12 protein-coding genes and 1 riboswitch are annotated in these 15,583 nt (G+C 72.2%); of the genes, 4 read left to right on the forward strand and 8 right to left on the reverse strand.

Annotation, left to right across the window (positions count from 1 at the left end; genetic code table 11):
* Positions 1-24: 24 nt before the first annotated feature.
* Both ABD286_RS15460 and ABD286_RS15465 read right to left on the reverse strand, forming a co-directional pair.
* Positions 25-492 carry a dihydrofolate reductase gene (locus ABD286_RS15460; protein ID WP_344195078.1) on the reverse strand — a complete coding sequence of 156 codons (468 nt, stop codon included), beginning with the start codon at positions 490-492 and terminating at the stop codon, positions 25-27.
* A 55-nt stretch (positions 493-547) separates the two neighbouring features.
* A complete protein-coding gene (locus tag ABD286_RS15465; RefSeq protein ID WP_344195079.1) occupies positions 548-1,339 on the reverse strand; it encodes a thymidylate synthase in 792 nt (263 codons plus the stop codon).
* 157 nt (positions 1,340-1,496) lie between these two features.
* On the opposite strand from ABD286_RS15465, the gene dapA reads away from it, so the two are divergent.
* Positions 1,497-2,387 carry a 4-hydroxy-tetrahydrodipicolinate synthase gene (gene dapA, locus ABD286_RS15470; protein WP_344195081.1) on the forward strand — a complete coding sequence of 297 codons (891 nt, stop codon included), beginning with the start codon at positions 1,497-1,499 and terminating at the stop codon, positions 2,385-2,387.
* On the forward strand, positions 2,384-4,069 hold the full coding sequence (locus tag ABD286_RS15475) for a ribonuclease J (RefSeq protein ID WP_344195083.1): 1,686 nt from the start codon (positions 2,384-2,386) through the stop codon (positions 4,067-4,069). The genes dapA and ABD286_RS15475 overlap by 4 nt, the downstream gene beginning before the upstream one ends.
* Positions 4,070-4,124: 55 nt before the next feature.
* Here ABD286_RS15475 and ABD286_RS15480 read toward each other — a convergent pair whose 3' ends face one another.
* Positions 4,125-5,609, reverse strand: coding sequence for an aminotransferase class V-fold PLP-dependent enzyme (locus tag ABD286_RS15480; protein WP_344195085.1), 1,485 nt, complete (start codon positions 5,607-5,609; stop codon positions 4,125-4,127).
* A gap of 42 nt (positions 5,610-5,651) precedes the next feature.
* Positions 5,652-5,764: riboswitch (SAM riboswitch) on the reverse strand.
* A 429-nt stretch (positions 5,765-6,193) separates the two neighbouring features.
* On the opposite strand from ABD286_RS15480, the gene ABD286_RS15485 reads away from it, so the two are divergent.
* Both ABD286_RS15485 and ABD286_RS15490 read left to right on the forward strand, forming a co-directional pair.
* Positions 6,194-8,971, forward strand: a complete 2,778-nt coding sequence (locus tag ABD286_RS15485) for an FtsK/SpoIIIE family DNA translocase (RefSeq protein WP_344195087.1) — start codon at positions 6,194-6,196, stop codon at positions 8,969-8,971.
* 43 nt (positions 8,972-9,014) lie between these two features.
* Positions 9,015-10,367, forward strand: a complete 1,353-nt coding sequence (locus ABD286_RS15490) for a multidrug effflux MFS transporter (RefSeq protein WP_344195089.1) — start codon at positions 9,015-9,017, stop codon at positions 10,365-10,367.
* Between the two features lie 112 nt (positions 10,368-10,479).
* Here ABD286_RS15490 and ABD286_RS15495 read toward each other — a convergent pair whose 3' ends face one another.
* From ABD286_RS15495 to kdpC, 5 genes are all read right to left on the reverse strand, one after another.
* Positions 10,480-11,118 carry a hypothetical protein gene (locus tag ABD286_RS15495; RefSeq protein ID WP_344195091.1) on the reverse strand — a complete coding sequence of 213 codons (639 nt, stop codon included), beginning with the start codon at positions 11,116-11,118 and terminating at the stop codon, positions 10,480-10,482.
* A 37-nt stretch (positions 11,119-11,155) separates the two neighbouring features.
* Complete coding sequence (locus tag ABD286_RS15500; RefSeq protein ID WP_344195093.1) at positions 11,156-11,560, reverse strand: hypothetical protein; 405 nt, start codon at positions 11,558-11,560, stop codon at positions 11,156-11,158.
* A gap of 93 nt (positions 11,561-11,653) precedes the next feature.
* Complete coding sequence (locus ABD286_RS15505; RefSeq protein WP_344195095.1) at positions 11,654-12,331, reverse strand: response regulator; 678 nt, start codon at positions 12,329-12,331, stop codon at positions 11,654-11,656.
* Complete coding sequence (locus tag ABD286_RS15510) at positions 12,328-14,964, reverse strand: DUF4118 domain-containing protein (RefSeq protein WP_344195096.1); 2,637 nt, start codon at positions 14,962-14,964, stop codon at positions 12,328-12,330. Before ABD286_RS15510 ends, ABD286_RS15505 begins: the two co-directional genes overlap by 4 nt.
* Positions 14,965-15,012: 48 nt before the next feature.
* Positions 15,013-15,582, reverse strand: coding sequence for a potassium-transporting ATPase subunit KdpC (gene kdpC, locus ABD286_RS15515; protein ID WP_344195097.1), 570 nt, complete (start codon positions 15,580-15,582; stop codon positions 15,013-15,015).
* Position 15,583: the final 1 nt, after the last annotated feature.

The following is a 15,583-nucleotide window of genomic DNA, read 5'->3' on the forward strand; positions in this document are numbered from 1 at the left end:
CTCGCACCCGGGGGCCCACGTGGATCAGGTGCGGTCGTAGGTCACCCAGCTGAAGCCGTCGCGCTCCTCTCGGGCGGTCTCCTGCCAGTGGTCCGGGTCGATGGCGGGGAAGCGCACGTCGCCCTCGGGTGCCTGGTCGACCTCGGTGATGAGCAGGCGGTGCGCCCACGGCATGGCCTCGGCGTACACCTGGCCGCCGCCGCAGACGAACACCTCGTTCACCGGACCCGCGAGCGAGAGTGCCTCGCTGAGCGAGTGCGCGGTCTCGACGTCGGCGTGGGACCAGTCGCCCTGCCGGGTCACGACGATGGTGCGGCGACCGGGCAGGACGCGGCCGATGGAGTCGAACGTCTTGCGCCCCATGATCATCGGGTGCCCCATCGTGGTCCGCTTGAAGAACGCGAAGTCCTCGGGCAGGTGCCACGGCATGTCGTTGTGGGCGCCGATGACACCGTTGCTCCCGACCGCCGCGATGAGGGTCACGTTCGTCATGACGACAGGGTATGCCGTGCGGAGCCTGCTGCTGCCGGACCGGGAGGCACCCGGCTCAGACGGCGATGGGTGCCTTGATCGAGGGGTGGGCCTCGTAGCCGACGAGCTCGAAGTCGCCGAGGTCGAACTCGTCGATCTGCTTGCCCTGGGCGATGACCATCCGCGGCAGGGGGAGCGGTTCACGGGTGAGCTGGAGCTTCGCCTGCTCGACGTGGTTGGAGTAGAGGTGCGCGTCGCCGAGGGTGTGCACGAAGTCGCCGGGCTCGAGGTCGCAGATCTGGGCGACCATCATCGTCAGCAGGGCGTACGACGCGATGTTGAAGGGCACGCCGAGGAAGATGTCGGCCGAGCGCTGGTAGAGCTGGCAGGAGAGCTTCCCGTCCGCCACGTAGAACTGGAACATCGTGTGGCACGGGGGCAGGGCCATCGAGTCGACGTCGGCGACGTTCCACGCCGAGACGATGTGGCGCCGGGAGTCGGGGTTGGTGCGGATCGCCTCGATGACCTTGGCGATCTGGTCGACGTGCCCGCCGTCGGGGGTCGGCCAGGACCGCCACTGGTAGCCGTACACCGGGCCCAGGTCGCCGTTCTCGTCCGCCCACTCGTCCCAGATCGAGATGCCGCGCTCCTGGAGCCAGCGGACGTTGGAGTCGCCGCGCAGGAACCACAGCAGCTCGCCGATGATCGACTTGAGGTGCAGCTTCTTGGTCGTGAGGACGGGGAAGCCCTCCGAGAGGTCGAAGCGCATCTGGTAGCCGAAGACCGAGCGCGTGCCCGTCCCCGTCCGGTCGGACTTGTCCGTCCCGGTCGTCATCACGTGGTCGAGGAGGTCCAGGTACTGCTGCACGACGGAAACCTAACACCGGGGTCCGACGGGCCACGGCGCCATACCGAGGGGCGGTCCTGTCAACGATCCGGTCGCGCGGCACAGGGATCCCGCCAATGTGCGCGCCCCCGCGCGAGCGGGGCACAGGCCCGGCGCCGTGGAGCGATAGCCTGCGGGTATGAGCACAGCGTCACCGTTCCGTCGCCTCCTGACAGCCATGATCACGCCCATGCGACCCGACGGGAGCGTCGATGCCGAGGGTGCCAAGCGGGTCGCGCAGCACCTCGTGGACACCGGGCACGACGGCATCGTCGTCAACGGCACCACCGGTGAGTCCGCCACCCTCAGCGACGACGAGAGCCTCGAGATGGTCAGCCTCGTCGCCGAGGCCGTCGGCGGCCGCGCGGCCGTCGTCGCCGGCGTCGGCTCGAACGCCACCGCGCACAGCGTCGAGATGGCCGGGCGCGCCCAGCACGCCGGGGCGACCGGGCTCCTGCTCGTCACGCCCTACTACAACAAGCCCACCCAGGCCGGTGTCGTCGCGCACTGCCGCGCCGTCGCAGGGGTGACCGACCTGCCCGTGATGCTCTACGACATCCCCGGGCGCACCGGGATCCCGTTCACCTCGGACACCCTGCGCGAGCTGGCGTCCGTCCCGACGATCCTCGCCGTCAAGGACGCCAAGGGGGACGCGTGGGCGTCGACCACGGTGATGGCCTCGACCGACCTCGTCTACTACTCCGGGGACGACGCGACCACGTTGCCCTGGCTCGCCCTCGGTGCAGTCGGCACCGTGAGCGTCGTGGGCCACGTCGCCGGTCGGGAGTATGCCGCGATGATCGAGGCCGTCGACCGCGGCGACCTCGCGGCGGCCCGCGAGATCCACCACCGGCTCATCCCCGCCGTCGAGGCGATCATGAACACCTCCCAGGGCGCGATCATGGCCAAGGCAGCCCTCGTCGAGCTCGGGGTCATCGAGCACGCGACGGTGCGGCTCCCGCTGGTCGAGTCGCCGCCGGAGCACCTCGACCTGCTGCGGGCGGGGCTCAAGGAGTCGGGCCTGCTGTGAGCCACCCGCACCCCGAGCTGACCCTGCCGCCCCAGCTGGACCCGAACGGCGTCCGCGTCGTCGCCCTCGGGGGCCTCGGCGAGGTCGGCCGCAACATGGCCGTCATCGAGCACGCCGGGCAGCTGCTCATCATCGACTGCGGGGTGCTGTTCCCCGAGGACCACCACCCGGGCGTCGACCTGATCCTGCCCGACTTCGAGTACATCGAGGACCGGCTCGACCAGGTCCAGGCGATCGTCCTCACCCACGGACACGAGGACCACATCGGTGCCGTGCCGTACCTGCTCCGGCTCAAGAAGGACATCCCGGTCGTCGGCTCGATGCTGACGCTGGCGCTGGTCGAGGCCAAGCTGAAGGAGCACCGGATCACTCCCTACACGCTGGGCGTGAAGGAGGGGATGCGCGAGAAGCTCGGGGTGTTCGACTGCGAGTTCGTCGCGGTGAACCACTCGATCCCCGATGCGCTTGCGGTCTTCGTGCGGACGCCCGCCGGGACGATCCTGCACACCGGCGACTTCAAGATGGACCAGCTGCCGCTCGACGGCCGCCTCACCGACCTGCGCGCGTTCGCCCGCCTGGGGGAGGAGGGCGTCGACCTGTTCATGACCGACTCGACCAACGCCGAGGTCCCGGGGTTCACGACCCCGGAGAAGGACATCGCCCCGGCGATCGACAAGGTCTTCCGCGACGCCGAGCGCCGGATCATCGTCGCCTGCTTCTCCTCCCACGTGCACCGGGTCCAGCAGGTGCTGAACGCCGCCGAGAAGGCCGGGCGCAAGGTCGCCATGGTCGGCCGGTCGATGGTGCGCAACATGGGCATCGCCGCGGAGCTGGGCTACCTGCACGTCCCCGACGGCGTGCTCGTCGACGTCAAGAAGCTCGACAGCTTCCCCGAGCACCAGGTCGTCCTCATCTGCACCGGGTCCCAGGGCGAGCCCATGGCCGCGCTGTCACGGATGGCCAACCGCGACCACCGGATCGACGTGGGCCAGGGCGACACCGTCCTCATGGCGTCCTCGCTGATCCCCGGCAACGAGAACGCCGTCTACCGGGTCATCAACGGCCTCATGCGTCTCGGCGCCAACGTCGTCCACAAGGGCAACGCCAAGGTGCACGTCTCTGGCCACGCCAGCGCCGGCGAGCTCCTCTACTGCTACAACATCGTCAAGCCTCGCAACGTCATGCCGGTCCACGGCGAGTGGCGCCACCTCGTGGCGAACGCCGAGCTCGCCGTCCAGACCGGCGTCCCGCGCGAGCGCGTCGTGCTGGCCGAGGACGGCGTCGTCGTCGACCTCGTCGACGGCCGTGCGAGCATCGTCGGGGCCGTCGACTGCGGGTACGTCTACGTCGACGGGTCGTCGGTCGGCGAGTTCGACGAGGCGCTGCTCAAGGACCGCCGCATCCTGCGCGACGAGGGGTTCATCTCCGTCATCGTCGTCATGGACTCCGCGACGGGCAAGGTCGCGGCCGGGCCCGAGATCCAGGCGCGCGGCTTCGCCGAGGACGACGAGATCTTCAACCAGGTGCGTCCCAAGATCGAGCAGGCGCTCGCCGACGCGACCGGCAAGGGCATCACCGACTCCCACCAGCTCGAGCAGGTCATGCGCCGGGCGATCGGTGGCTGGGTCGGCGGCAAGATCCGTCGCCGCCCGATGATCATTCCGGTCGTCATCCAGGCCTGAGACGCGACCGAGCGAGGCCCGCGCCGGCGCGGGCCCCGCTCGGCCGGGTACGGACCTACCAGGGGCGGGCGGGGGAGAGGTCGCGGGTGTCCTCCACCGGCAGCCAACCCTCGGCCGTGGCCTCGTATGCCGCCTGCGGACCGTTCGCCGCCAGGTCGGCGACCGCGGCGAGCAGGCGCTGCACGTGCTCTGCCGTCGTGCCCAGACCGACACTGGCACGGATCGCGGTCCCGGGCGCCTCGCCATACGGGTCGTCGAGGAGGATGTCGACGCACAGGTGGGCGCAGAACTTCCCGTCCCGGACCCCGATGCCGTGCTCGGCGGACAGCGCCGCCGAGACGAGCGAGCTGTCGAGGCCGTCGATGGTGAACGTCGCGACGGCGACCCGCTCGTGGTCCTCACCGAAGAGCGAGTAGGTCTCCACCCCGTCGATGGCGCGCAACCCGTCGATGAGAGCCGTGCCGAGCGAGGTCTCGTGCGCCTCCACGGCCTCGGCCCCGGCGCGCAGGGCGTGGCACGCGGCGGCGAGGGCGACGGCACCGATGACGTTGGGGCTGCCGGCCTCGTGGCGCGCGGCACCGGTGTGCCACGTGACCCCGCGCTCGGTGACGGCCTTGGTGGCGCCGCCGCCGGCGAGGTACGGCGTCGCCGCGTCGAGCCAGTCGGAGCGACCGGCGAGGACACCGGCGCCGAACGGTGCGTAGAGCTTGTGGCCGGACAGCACCACGTAGTCGACCCCGAGGTCGGCGAGGTCGACGCGGCGGTGCGGGGCGTACTGCGCGGCGTCGAGGACGACACGGGCACCGGCCTTGCGGGCGATCGCGGCGAGCTCGCGGACCGGCCAGACCTCGCCCGTGACGTTCGAGGCGCCGGTGAGCACGACGAGGCGGTGGCGGCTGTGCCGAGCCATCAGGGCGGTACGCAGCAGGACGGCGGCGTCGGCGGCGCTGCCGGGGACGGGCAGGCGGGTGGTCTGGCGGTCCTTCCACGGGAGCAGGGCCGCGTGGTGCTCGGTCTCGAAGACGAAGACCTGGGTGTCGCGCGGAAGGGCGCGGGCGAGCAGGTTGAACGAGTCGGTGCTGTTGCGGGTGAAGACGACCTGGTCGCCGTCGCGGGCGCCGACGAACGTGGCGACCTCCTCGCGGGCCTGCTCGTACCAGGCGCTCGTGACCTTGGAGGCGTAGCCGTTGCCGCGGTGCACGGAGGAGTAGGTGCGCAGGGCGCTGTCGACGGCGGCCTTGACGCTGACCAGGGCCGGCGTGGAGGCGGCGTGGTCGAAGTTGGCGTAGTCGACCGGACCGTTCAGGGTCGGGACGACCAGGCCGGCGGAGACGACCGCTGGCAGGTCGACGGTGACCGGCTCCACCGCGTCCTGCACGGCCTCGCGGGCGAGCGGGACCGTCGCCGGGGCGGTGAGCGGGGGAACGGCGCGCAGGTGCTCGCGGGTGTTCTCACGGGCGTGGGCCAGGGGGGCGGTCCGGCGGAACGCGCGCTCCGGCGTGCTCTCGGGAGTGGTCGGGGGGGTGCTCGCGATCGACATGGAGGTCAGCTCCTGGGTCCGGTGGGACCCGGGCTGTGCTCGGGTCCGCGCTTGCCGGCTGCGTGTGCAGACGACCCGGTCGTCACCCGGAGCACCCCACCGCGGTGGAGGGTTGCTGGTCAGCAAGCCGGGGCTTTGCGCTGACACTCATGACCTTGGTCGTCGACGGTAGCGGCGGTTGGGCGACGTTCTCCACCAGGTGAACGGTCCTTCTCGCCATCTGAGACCTCGGGGAGGTCCCAGGGTCACCCGGGCGGGAGGGGCACCCGCTCGGGTCGCGATGGTTCAGACGTGCTGGCGGGACCAGCGCACACCCTGCCCCCGTGTCCTCGTGCGCATGCGCCGACGGTCGAACCCCGAGGGGACGACCACCGGTGCGGGGTCCCGCCAGACGCATGATCGAGCGTGACAGCGCAGCACGGGCATGGGCGGCCGTTCGCGGGCGCGCTGCCCGAACCGGTGGTCAGGTTCCACCTGTTCGGTGGAGCACCCGTGCTCCCGGGCGGGCCGACGACAGCAGATCGGTGCTGGTGGAACGCGTGTGACGCGTGTGTCCGGTGGGACCTTCGCGTAGCCTGCGGACCATGGCCACACGTCCGTCGACCCCGACGCGCTCCTCCTCCGCCGGGTCGGCGCGCAAGGGCACCAGCACCCGTCCTGCCAACCGCCGCACCGCCGCACCCCGCAAGCAGCCTGCGCGGGGCAAGGCCAGCGGGGGCGGCCTGCCCTTCCCGCTGCGTGCGGTCCGGGGCACCTGGATGGGGATGGCGCACGTCGCGGGGGGCGCGGTGCGCCGCGTCGGCAACGGCGCCCGGGACCTCGAGCCGGAGCACCGTCGCGACGGTGTCGGCTTCCTCCTGCTCGGCCTGGCGATCGTCGTGGCAGCCCGCGAATGGTGGGCCCTCGAGGGTCAGGCCGGTGACGTCATCCACGCCGTCGTGGCCGGGACCTTCGGGCGGGTCGCGTACGCCGTGCCCCTCGCCCTGCTCTACCTCGGCATCCGGCTCCTGCGCGCCCCGCAGGACGACGGCGCCAACTCCCGCATCGGGATCGGCCTGGCCGCCCTCGCCTTCTCCGCCTCGGGCCTGGCCCACGTCGCCGCCGGCATCCCTGCTCCGCCGGAGGGCGCCGACGGCATGCGCGACGGCGGCGGCATCATCGGCTTCCTCGCCTCGAGCCCGCTCGAGGCCGCCGTCTCGGTCTACGGCACCGTCCCGATCCTGCTCATGCTCGGCTTCTTCGGCCTGCTCGTCATGACGGCCACGCCGGTCCACATGATCCCCGAGCGCCTCGCCGAGCTGCGCGACCACCTCCTGCACCGCGGCCTGGAGCTCGACGAGCCCCTCGCCGAGGAGCCCGAGAAGCCCAAGCGCCGTCGCCGCGTCATCGAGCCCGAGGGCCCGCTCGACGGTGACGAGGCGTTCGAGAAGGCCGCGGTCGTCGTCCCTGACGGCAAGGACGGCCTGCGCCCCGGCCAGAAGCGCCCCACCGCCCCGGGTGTGCTCGCCCCCGGTTCGTCCGGTGCGGGTGCCGGTGCGTCTGGTGCCGGCGCCGCCCCGGTCGATGCTGCTGCGGCAGCCCTCGCCAAGGTCCGCCCGGTGGCCGAGAAGGTCGTCCTCGAGGCGCCACCGACCACCCCGCTGCCCCAGCGCGTGGAGCAGCTGGCGCTCGCCGGCGACATCACGTACACGCTCCCCGACAACGCCCTGCTCGAGCCCGGCTCGCCGCACAAGGCCCGCAGCGCGGCCAACGACCGCGTCGTCGAGTCGCTCACCCAGGTGCTCGACCAGTTCGACATCGACGCCCAGGTCACCGGGTTCAGCCGCGGCCCGACCGTCACGCGCTACGAGGTCGAGCTCGGCCCCGGCATCAAGGTCGAGCGCGTCACGGCGCTGTCCAAGAACATCGCGTATGCCGTCGCCTCGGCCGACGTCCGCATCCTGTCCCCGATCCCGGGCAAGTCCGCCATCGGCATCGAGATCCCCAACACCGACCGTGAGAAGGTCAGCCTCGGCGACGTCCTGCGCAGCCAGGCCGCCCGCGGCAACGACCACCCGATGGTCATGGGTGTCGGCAAGGACGTCGAGGGCGGCTACGTCATCGCCAACCTCGCCAAGATGCCCCACCTGCTCGTCGCGGGCGCCACCGGCGCCGGCAAGTCGAGCTTCGTGAACTCGATGATCACCTCGATCCTCATGCGCTCGACGCCCGACGAGGTCCGCATGGTCCTGGTCGACCCCAAGCGAGTGGAGCTCACGGCGTACGAGGGGATCCCGCACCTCATCACCCCGATCATCACGAACCCCAAGAAGGCCGCCGAGGCCCTCCAGTGGGTCGTGCGGGAGATGGACACGCGGTACGACGACCTCGCGCAGTTCGGCTTCAAGCACGTCGACGACTTCAACAAGGCGGTCAAGGCCGGCAAGGTCAAGCCGCTCCCGGGCAGCCAGCGGGTGATCCACCCGTACCCGTACCTGCTCGTGATCGTCGACGAGCTCGCCGACCTGATGATGGTCGCCCCGCGCGACGTCGAGGAGTCGATCGTCCGCATCACCCAGCTCGCCCGCGCCGCCGGCATCCACCTCGTGCTCGCGACCCAGCGTCCGTCGGTCGACGTCGTCACCGGTCTGATCAAGGCCAACGTGCCCTCGCGCATGGCGTTCGCGACGTCCTCGCTCGCCGACAGCCGCGTCGTGCTCGACCAGCCGGGTGCCGAGAAGCTCATCGGCCAGGGTGACGCGCTGTTCCTGCCCATGGGCTCGAGCAAGACGATGCGCGTCCAGGGCGCCTGGGTCACTGAGTCGGAGATCCAGAACGTCGTCAAGGCCGTCACCGACCAGCTCAAGCCCAACTACCGCGACGACGTCACCGTCGTCGCGGCCAAGAAGCAGATCGACGACGACATCGGCGACGACCTCGACCTGCTGCTGCAGGCGACCGAGCTCGTCGTGACGACGCAGTTCGGCTCGACCTCGATGCTCCAGCGCAAGCTGCGGGTCGGGTTCGCCAAGGCCGGTCGCCTCATGGACCTGCTCGAGTCGCGTGGGGTGGTCGGGCCGTCGGAGGGCTCCAAGGCCCGCGACGTCCTGGTCAAGCCCGACGACCTGCCCACGACGCTGGCGCTCATGCGCGGCGACGAGGTGCCCGACGCCGAGCCGGTGTTCGACGGCCAGGCGGTCGCGGCGTCGGCCGGGGGAGTGGAGCACACCGACGAGGTCCCGGTGGGTGCGCCTGCGCCGACCTACAGCCCCGGGTACGCCCCCGACTCCCGCTACGACAATGACCCCGTCGCGGCGCAGTACGCCGGCCGCGAAGAGGTCGAGGAGTCCGGCGACGCCTGGGAGCTGACCGGCCGCGACTGACCCCCTCGGAATGGATCGGGGTCCCGGTGGCGTTGGCCCCCTCGTGACCGCCGCGCCCCAGACCGTGACCGACGACCATTCCCAGAGCTTCCCCGACACCGCCGTCGCCACCTCTGCCGCCATCCAGCACGCCTCCGGCTCGACCCCGCCGCCTGCCCAGATGCCGCCCGCCCCGACGGGTCGCGCGTACCTGCGCTTCGTCCTCGTGCTCGGTGCGCTCATCGCCATCGGCCCGCTGACGATCGACACCTACCTGCCGGCCCTGCCCTCGATCACGCGCGACCTCGCCGCTACCGAGTCGGCCGTGCAGCTCACCCTCACCGGCATCCTGCTCGGTATGGGGCTCGGCCAGCTCCTCGTCGGCCCGCTGGCCGACGCGGTGGGCCGCCGACGCCCGCTCATCGCCGGTCTGGCCCTGCACATCGCCGCCTCGATCTTCTGCGCCTTCGCCCCGACCATCGAGCTGCTGACCGTCGGCCGTGTGCTCCAGGGCCTCGGCAACGCGGCGGTGGCCGTCGTGGCGATGGCCATGGTCCGTGACCAGTTCTCCGGCTCGGCCGCCGCGACCATGCTGTCGCGCCTCATGCTCGTCATGGGTCTCGCGCCCGTCCTCGCGCCGACCCTCGGTGGGGCCATCCTCCAGGTGACCTCGTGGCGCGGTGTGTTCGTCCTGCTCGCGATCGCCGGGACGATGATGGTGACGCTGGCGTCGTTCGCCCTGCGCGAGACGCTGCCGCCCGCCAACCGTCGCAAGCTCGCGTTCCGCCCGGTCGTCGCGACCTACGGCTCGCTGCTCAAGGACCGCACCTTCGTCGGCCTCGTCCTCATCAGCGGGCTGATGTTCGCCACCCTGTTCTCCTACATCGGTGGCTCGTCGTTCGTCCTGCAGGACATCTACGGGCTGAGCGTCGCGCAGTTCGGCCTGGTCTTCGGGCTCAACTCGCTCGGCTTCCTCACCGGGTCGCAGCTCAACCCGTTCCTGCTCAAGCGGTTCGAGGCCAGGGTGCTGGTGCGGGTCGGTGTCACCATCGGTGCCATTGCCGCCCTGCTCACCCTCGCCTCGGCTGCCACCGGGTTCGGCGGGCTCGTGCTGATCCTGACGCCGCTGTGGTTCATCCTCTTCGCCTGCGGCCTGACGCTGCCGAACACCCCGGCCCTGGCGCTCACGCGCCACGGCGAGGCTGCCGGCACCGCTGCGGCCCTGCTCGGCGCCTCGCAGTTCGTCATCGGTGGTGCGGCTGCTCCGCTGATCGGTGCGATGGGTTCGGGTTCTGCGGTGCCGATGACCCTGGTCATGGCGCTGACGGCGACGCTGGCCCTCGTCGTCGCCACCCTGACGCTGCGTGGTCGCCTCGAAGCCGCCGAGCCCGCCCAGCCGGCCGACGCCACGGCCTGACCGCCGGCGCACGGCAGCACCGCACTCCGGCCGCATGCTGGGCACGGAGCCCGGCCCCGCGCCATACCCCGGGTCTTTGAGCGCCTGACCACGTCCAGGCGTGGTCAGGCGCTCAAAGTCTGTCGGGGAAGGGGCGCACCGGGTGGCCGGGCTCGTGGTCGACCAGCGCTGCCTCGATGTGGGTGACGAGGCGGGCCAGCGGTGGCGGCACCTCTCCGGACCCCATCGCAGCCGCCAACGCCTCGGCGACGAGCTCCTTGCGCCCCGACGTGGTCCCGGCGAACCGGCGCAGCTGGTCGGTCACCGGCCGGCCGGTCCAGGTCGGCTGGCGTCGGAAGGTCGCGAACCGGTCGAGCAGCCCGAGCTCGGCGAGGACCTCGAGCACCCGCTTGGCCCCCAGGGCGCGGATCAGCTCGTCCTCGAGGTCTTCGTCGCACACGTGGAAACCGAGCTCGGCCATCTCGGCTGCACCGCCGACGGGATGGCCCACGGACTCCAGCGCCCGCGCGAAGAAGGACGCCTCCCCGGCGTCGCACAACCCCAGGATGCGCCGGGGAGGTGCGCTGGTCCCGTCTTGTTCGGCAGCCGTCGGGGGCGCGCCCACGAGGTCGGCGAGGTGCCGGCGGATGTTGGTGACCCCGCCCATGTCGACGAGCTCCACCGCCTCGCGGAGGCGCACGGGCAGCAGCGCGCGGACGGCCGCGACATCGCTCTGCCCCTCGAGGAGCACCACGACCCGCTGCGCCGGCATGGCCGCCAGCATGCCAGCGACGCCGTTCGGACGCCGCTCAGTTCCCGTCGAGGGCCTGGCCCCGGGCGCCGCGGGCCGCCGAGGTCTTGCAGTCGTCCTCCGTGCCGTTCGAGGCCCACTGGGCGACCAGCGCCCCTTGGCCCTGCGCGTTGGCCAGCGTCCCGAGCAGCCAGCAGGTCGCGGGGTCGGCTCCGCTGGGCGGGACGAACTGCGTCGACATCGAGACGGCGCTGCTCGTGTACTGCTCGACCTGGTCCAACCGGGCCTGCTGCCGGTGGTCCACCCAGACCAGTGCGAGGAGCAGCAGCACCGCGAGGGTGAGTGCGAACCCGCGCGAGATCGGCGCGCGCAGGCTTTCCGCGATGTCGAAGGCCGGAGGAGTCGGGGCGTACGGGTCCCGGCCCTTGTCGTCGTCACCGGTGCCTGGCTGGTGTCCTGACATGGTGCGTCCCCCTGCCTCGATGCGTGGTCCGAGGGTAGGGAAGGAGGCCACGCAGCGGGGAGGGAACGGCCCGAACTCGGGCGGACCCGGGCGTCATACCTCGAAGCGGTAGCCCTGACCGGGGTCGGTGACGAGGTAGCGCGGATGGGTGGGGTCGGGCTCGAGCTTGCGCCGCAGCTGGTTGGCGTACACGCGCAGGTAGTTGGACTCGCGGCCGTAGCCCGGACCCCACACCTCGTGGAGCAGGTCCTTCTGCGAGACGAGGTGCCCCGGTCGGCGGGCCAGCACCGCGAGCAGCCGCCACTCGGTGGGGGTGAGGCGCACGACGTCACCGCCGATGGTGGCGGTGCGCTCGGCGAAGTCGAGGTCGAAGTGCTCGGTGCGGACGGCGGGCGGGTGGTTCTCTCCCTCACCGCCGCGGCGCAGGGCGGCCCGGACCCGGGCCTGGAACTCCTCCATGCCGAAGGGCTTGGTGACGTAGTCGTCGGCTCCGACATCCAGCGCCTCGACCTTGTCGGAGGAGTCGGTGCGGGCGGAGAGCACGATGACCGGCACGGTCGAGGTCTGCCGCAGCCGGCGCAGCACGTCGATGCCGTCGAGGTCGGGCAGCCCGAGGTCGAGGACGACGACGTCGGGCGCGCGGTCCGCGACGGACTGGAGCGCCGAGCGGCCGTCGGCGACGGTCTCGACCTCGTACCCGCGGGCCCGCAGGCTGATCGCCAGCGTCCGTCGCAGGTGCGGTTCGTCGTCGACGACGAGGACCACGCTCATGCGGGCATCCTGCCATCGTTGCTGGTGGGACGCGGTGTGGAGGCGGACGGGTATGCCGCGGGCGCGCCCTCCGGAGCCACCTCGCCCTCGTGCCGGGCCGCCTCGCGCCCGTGCGCGCCCGGCTCGCGCGCGGGCGGGGTCGCGGCGCGGGGCAGCTCCAGGACGATGGTCAGTCCGCCGCCGGGGGTGTCCTCGGCGGTGATGGTGCCCTCCATGGTCTCCATGAGCCCGCGCGCGACCGCGAGCCCGAGGCCGACCCCTGACCCCCGCGGGGCGTCGTCGAGGCGCTGGAACGGGGCGAAGATCGCGGCCTTGGAGGAGTCGGGGACGCCCGACCCCCGGTCGACGACGCGGACCTGGAGCCGGTCGCCGGTGGCGTACGCCTTGACGACCACCTCCTGCCGGCCGCCCGAGTGGTGCAGGGCGTTCTCGACGACGTTGGCCAGGACACGGTCGAGCAGCACCTCGTCGTAGACGGCCAGGGGCAGGTCGTCCCCGCCTAGCACCCGGACCCGGTCGGGGTCGGACACCGCGGCCACCGTCCTGCGGATGGTCTCGAGCACCGAGCCCTCCGACCGCTGGGCCACGACGACCCCGCTCTGGAGGCGCGAGATGTCCAGGAGGTTGGCGACGAGGGTGGTGAGGGCGTCGGAGGACTCCTCGATCGTCTCGAGCAGGTCGGCCTCGTCCTGTTCGGAGAACGCCGCCCCCGGCTGCCGCAGCGTGGACACCGCGGCCTTGATGCCGGCCAGGGGGGTGCGCAGGTCGTGCGAGACGGCGCTGAGCAACGCTGTGCGGGCGCGGTTGTCGCGGGCGAGCGCACCGGCCTGGCGGGCCTGCTCGATGAGGTCGGCGCGGCGCAGCACCGCCTCGGCGTGCGCAGCGAACGCCGAGACCAGCCGCCGCTCGTCGGCGGCCAGCACCGGCCCGAACAACGCCAGGGTCGTCGTGTCGTCCACCGGCGCGAGCACCGCTGCGCGGTCGAGGTCGTGCACGTCGAACCCCGGCAGGGCCGCCACCACCTGCCACGGCTCGCGCACCGAGGGCCGCCGCACCAGCCCGGCGCTGGTGAGGTGGAACAGGTCCACGACCTGCTCCAGCAACGCCGTGAGCGGGTCCTGCTCGCCGAGCAAAGTCTGGGCCGAGCGCTCGAGGGCGAGGGACTCGCGCTGGGCCAGACGGGCCGCCGCGGCGCGGCGGTCGCTGAGGTGCACCGCCGAGGCGACCGAGACCGCCACGAGCAGGAAGACGAGCACGGCGACCGCGTTCTGCGGGTCGGTGATCGTCAGGGTGCCCAGCGGCTCGGTGAAGAACCAGTTGAGGCTGAGCGAGCCCAGGAGTGCGGACAGGACCGCGGGCCCCAGCCCGCCGGCCAAGGCGCAGCCGACCGTGAGGGCGAGGAAGAGCAGGACCTCGAGCGGCAGGTCGTGGGACTGGCGCGTGGCGATGAGGAGGGCGGTGAGTGCTGCCGTGCCGACCGTCGCCAGCAGCCAGCCCGCCCACCGGCGAGGGCCGCCGAGGGCACCACGACCGCGTCGCGACCGCCCGCGATGGGCCTGGTCGTGGGTGACGATGACGGTGTCGATGTCGGTGCCGGCACCCTCGACGACGTGGCTGCCGACGCCCCGGCCGCGCAACGCCTGCCACCAGGTGCGCCGGGAGGCCCCGAGGACGATCTGCCGGGCGTTCACGCCACGCGCGAAGTCGATGATCGCGGCGGCCGCGTCGTCGCCGGCCACCGTGTGGAAGGTCCCGCCGAGCTCGGCGACGAGCGTGCGGATCTCGCCGATGCTCTCCAGCCGTGCGTCGATGAGCCCGTCCGCCGGGGTCACGTGTGCGACGACGAGCTCTCCGCCGGCGCCGCGCCCCGCGATCTGGGCCCCGCGCCGTACCAGTGCCGCGGACTCTGGGCCCCCGGTCACGGCCACGACGACGCGCTCGCGCGCCGGCCACGAGTCGGTGATGCCCTGGTCGCGGCGGTAGCGCTCGAGACCCTCGTCGACACGGTCGGCCAGCCACAGCAGGGACAGCTCGCGCAGGGCCGTGAGGTTGCCCTCCCGGAAGTAGTTGGCCAGGGCGGCGTCGACCCGGTCGTGCCCGTAGATGTTGCCGTGGGCCATCCGCCGGCGCAGCGCGTGCGGCGACATGTCGACGAGCTCGATCTGGTCGGCGGTGCGCACCACCTCGTCGGGGACCGTCTCCTGCTGCCTGATGCCGGTGATGGACTCGACGACGTCGTTGAGCGACTCGAGGTGCTGGACGTTGACGGTCGAGATGACGTCGATGCCGGCGGCGAGCAGCTCGCGGACGTCCTCCCACCGCTTCGTGTTCCGGCTCCCGGGAGCGTTGGTGTGCGCCAGCTCGTCGACGAGCGCCACCTCGGGGGCTCGGGCGAGGAGGGCGTCGAGGTCCATCTCCCGCAGGGTGCTGCCGCGGTGCTCGACCTCGCGCGTCGGCACCACCTCGAGCCCCTCCAGGGCCTGCGCGGTGTGGGCCCGGCCGTGGGTCTCGACGAGGCCCACGACGACGTCGGTCCCGCGCTCGATCCGCCGGCGCCCCTCGGAGAGCATGGCGACCGTCTTGCCCACCCCGGGGGCTGCGCCGAGGTAGATGCGCAGCCGTCCGGGGGTCATGGGGCCATTCTTCCGTGGTCGGGTCCTCCGCAGGACATCGCCGTCGTCCTATCCCGCGGCGCGGGCCAGGGCCAGGTTGAGTTCGAGGACGTTGACGCGCGGTGCGCCGAGGTACCCGAGGACGCGGTCCTGCGTGTTCGCGTCGACCAGGCGCTGCACGACGGCGGTATCCAGCCCGGTCGCCTTCGCGACCCGCGGCACCTGGAGGTTGGCGTAGGCAGGGGAGATGTGGGGGTCGAGTCCGCTGCCCGACGCGGTCAGGGCGTCTGCGGGCACCGCGTCGGAACCCTCTGCGCGGGCGACCGCCTCCCGGCGCTCGGCGACGGCGGCGACCTGGTCCTCGCTCGACGCGGCGAGGTTGGAGCCACCGCTGCTGTCACCCGCGTAGTCGCTGGCAGAGGGCCGCCCGTGGAACCACTGGTCGCCGGTGAAGTCCTGGCCGAGGAGCGAGGACCCGACGACCTTCCCGTCCTGCTCGACGAGGGAGCCGTCGGCCTGGCCGGACAGCCCGGACCGTCCGATCCCGAACACGACGGCGGGGTAGACCACCCCGAGCAGGACGGTGAGGGCGAGCAGGAGCCGCAGCGCGGCAGCGTACTGGCGGGTGAGTGAGGTCATG

It is taken from the genome of Pedococcus aerophilus, from assembly GCF_039532215.1.
GTDB classification, from domain to species: Bacteria; Actinomycetota; Actinomycetes; order Actinomycetales; family Dermatophilaceae; genus Pedococcus; species Pedococcus aerophilus.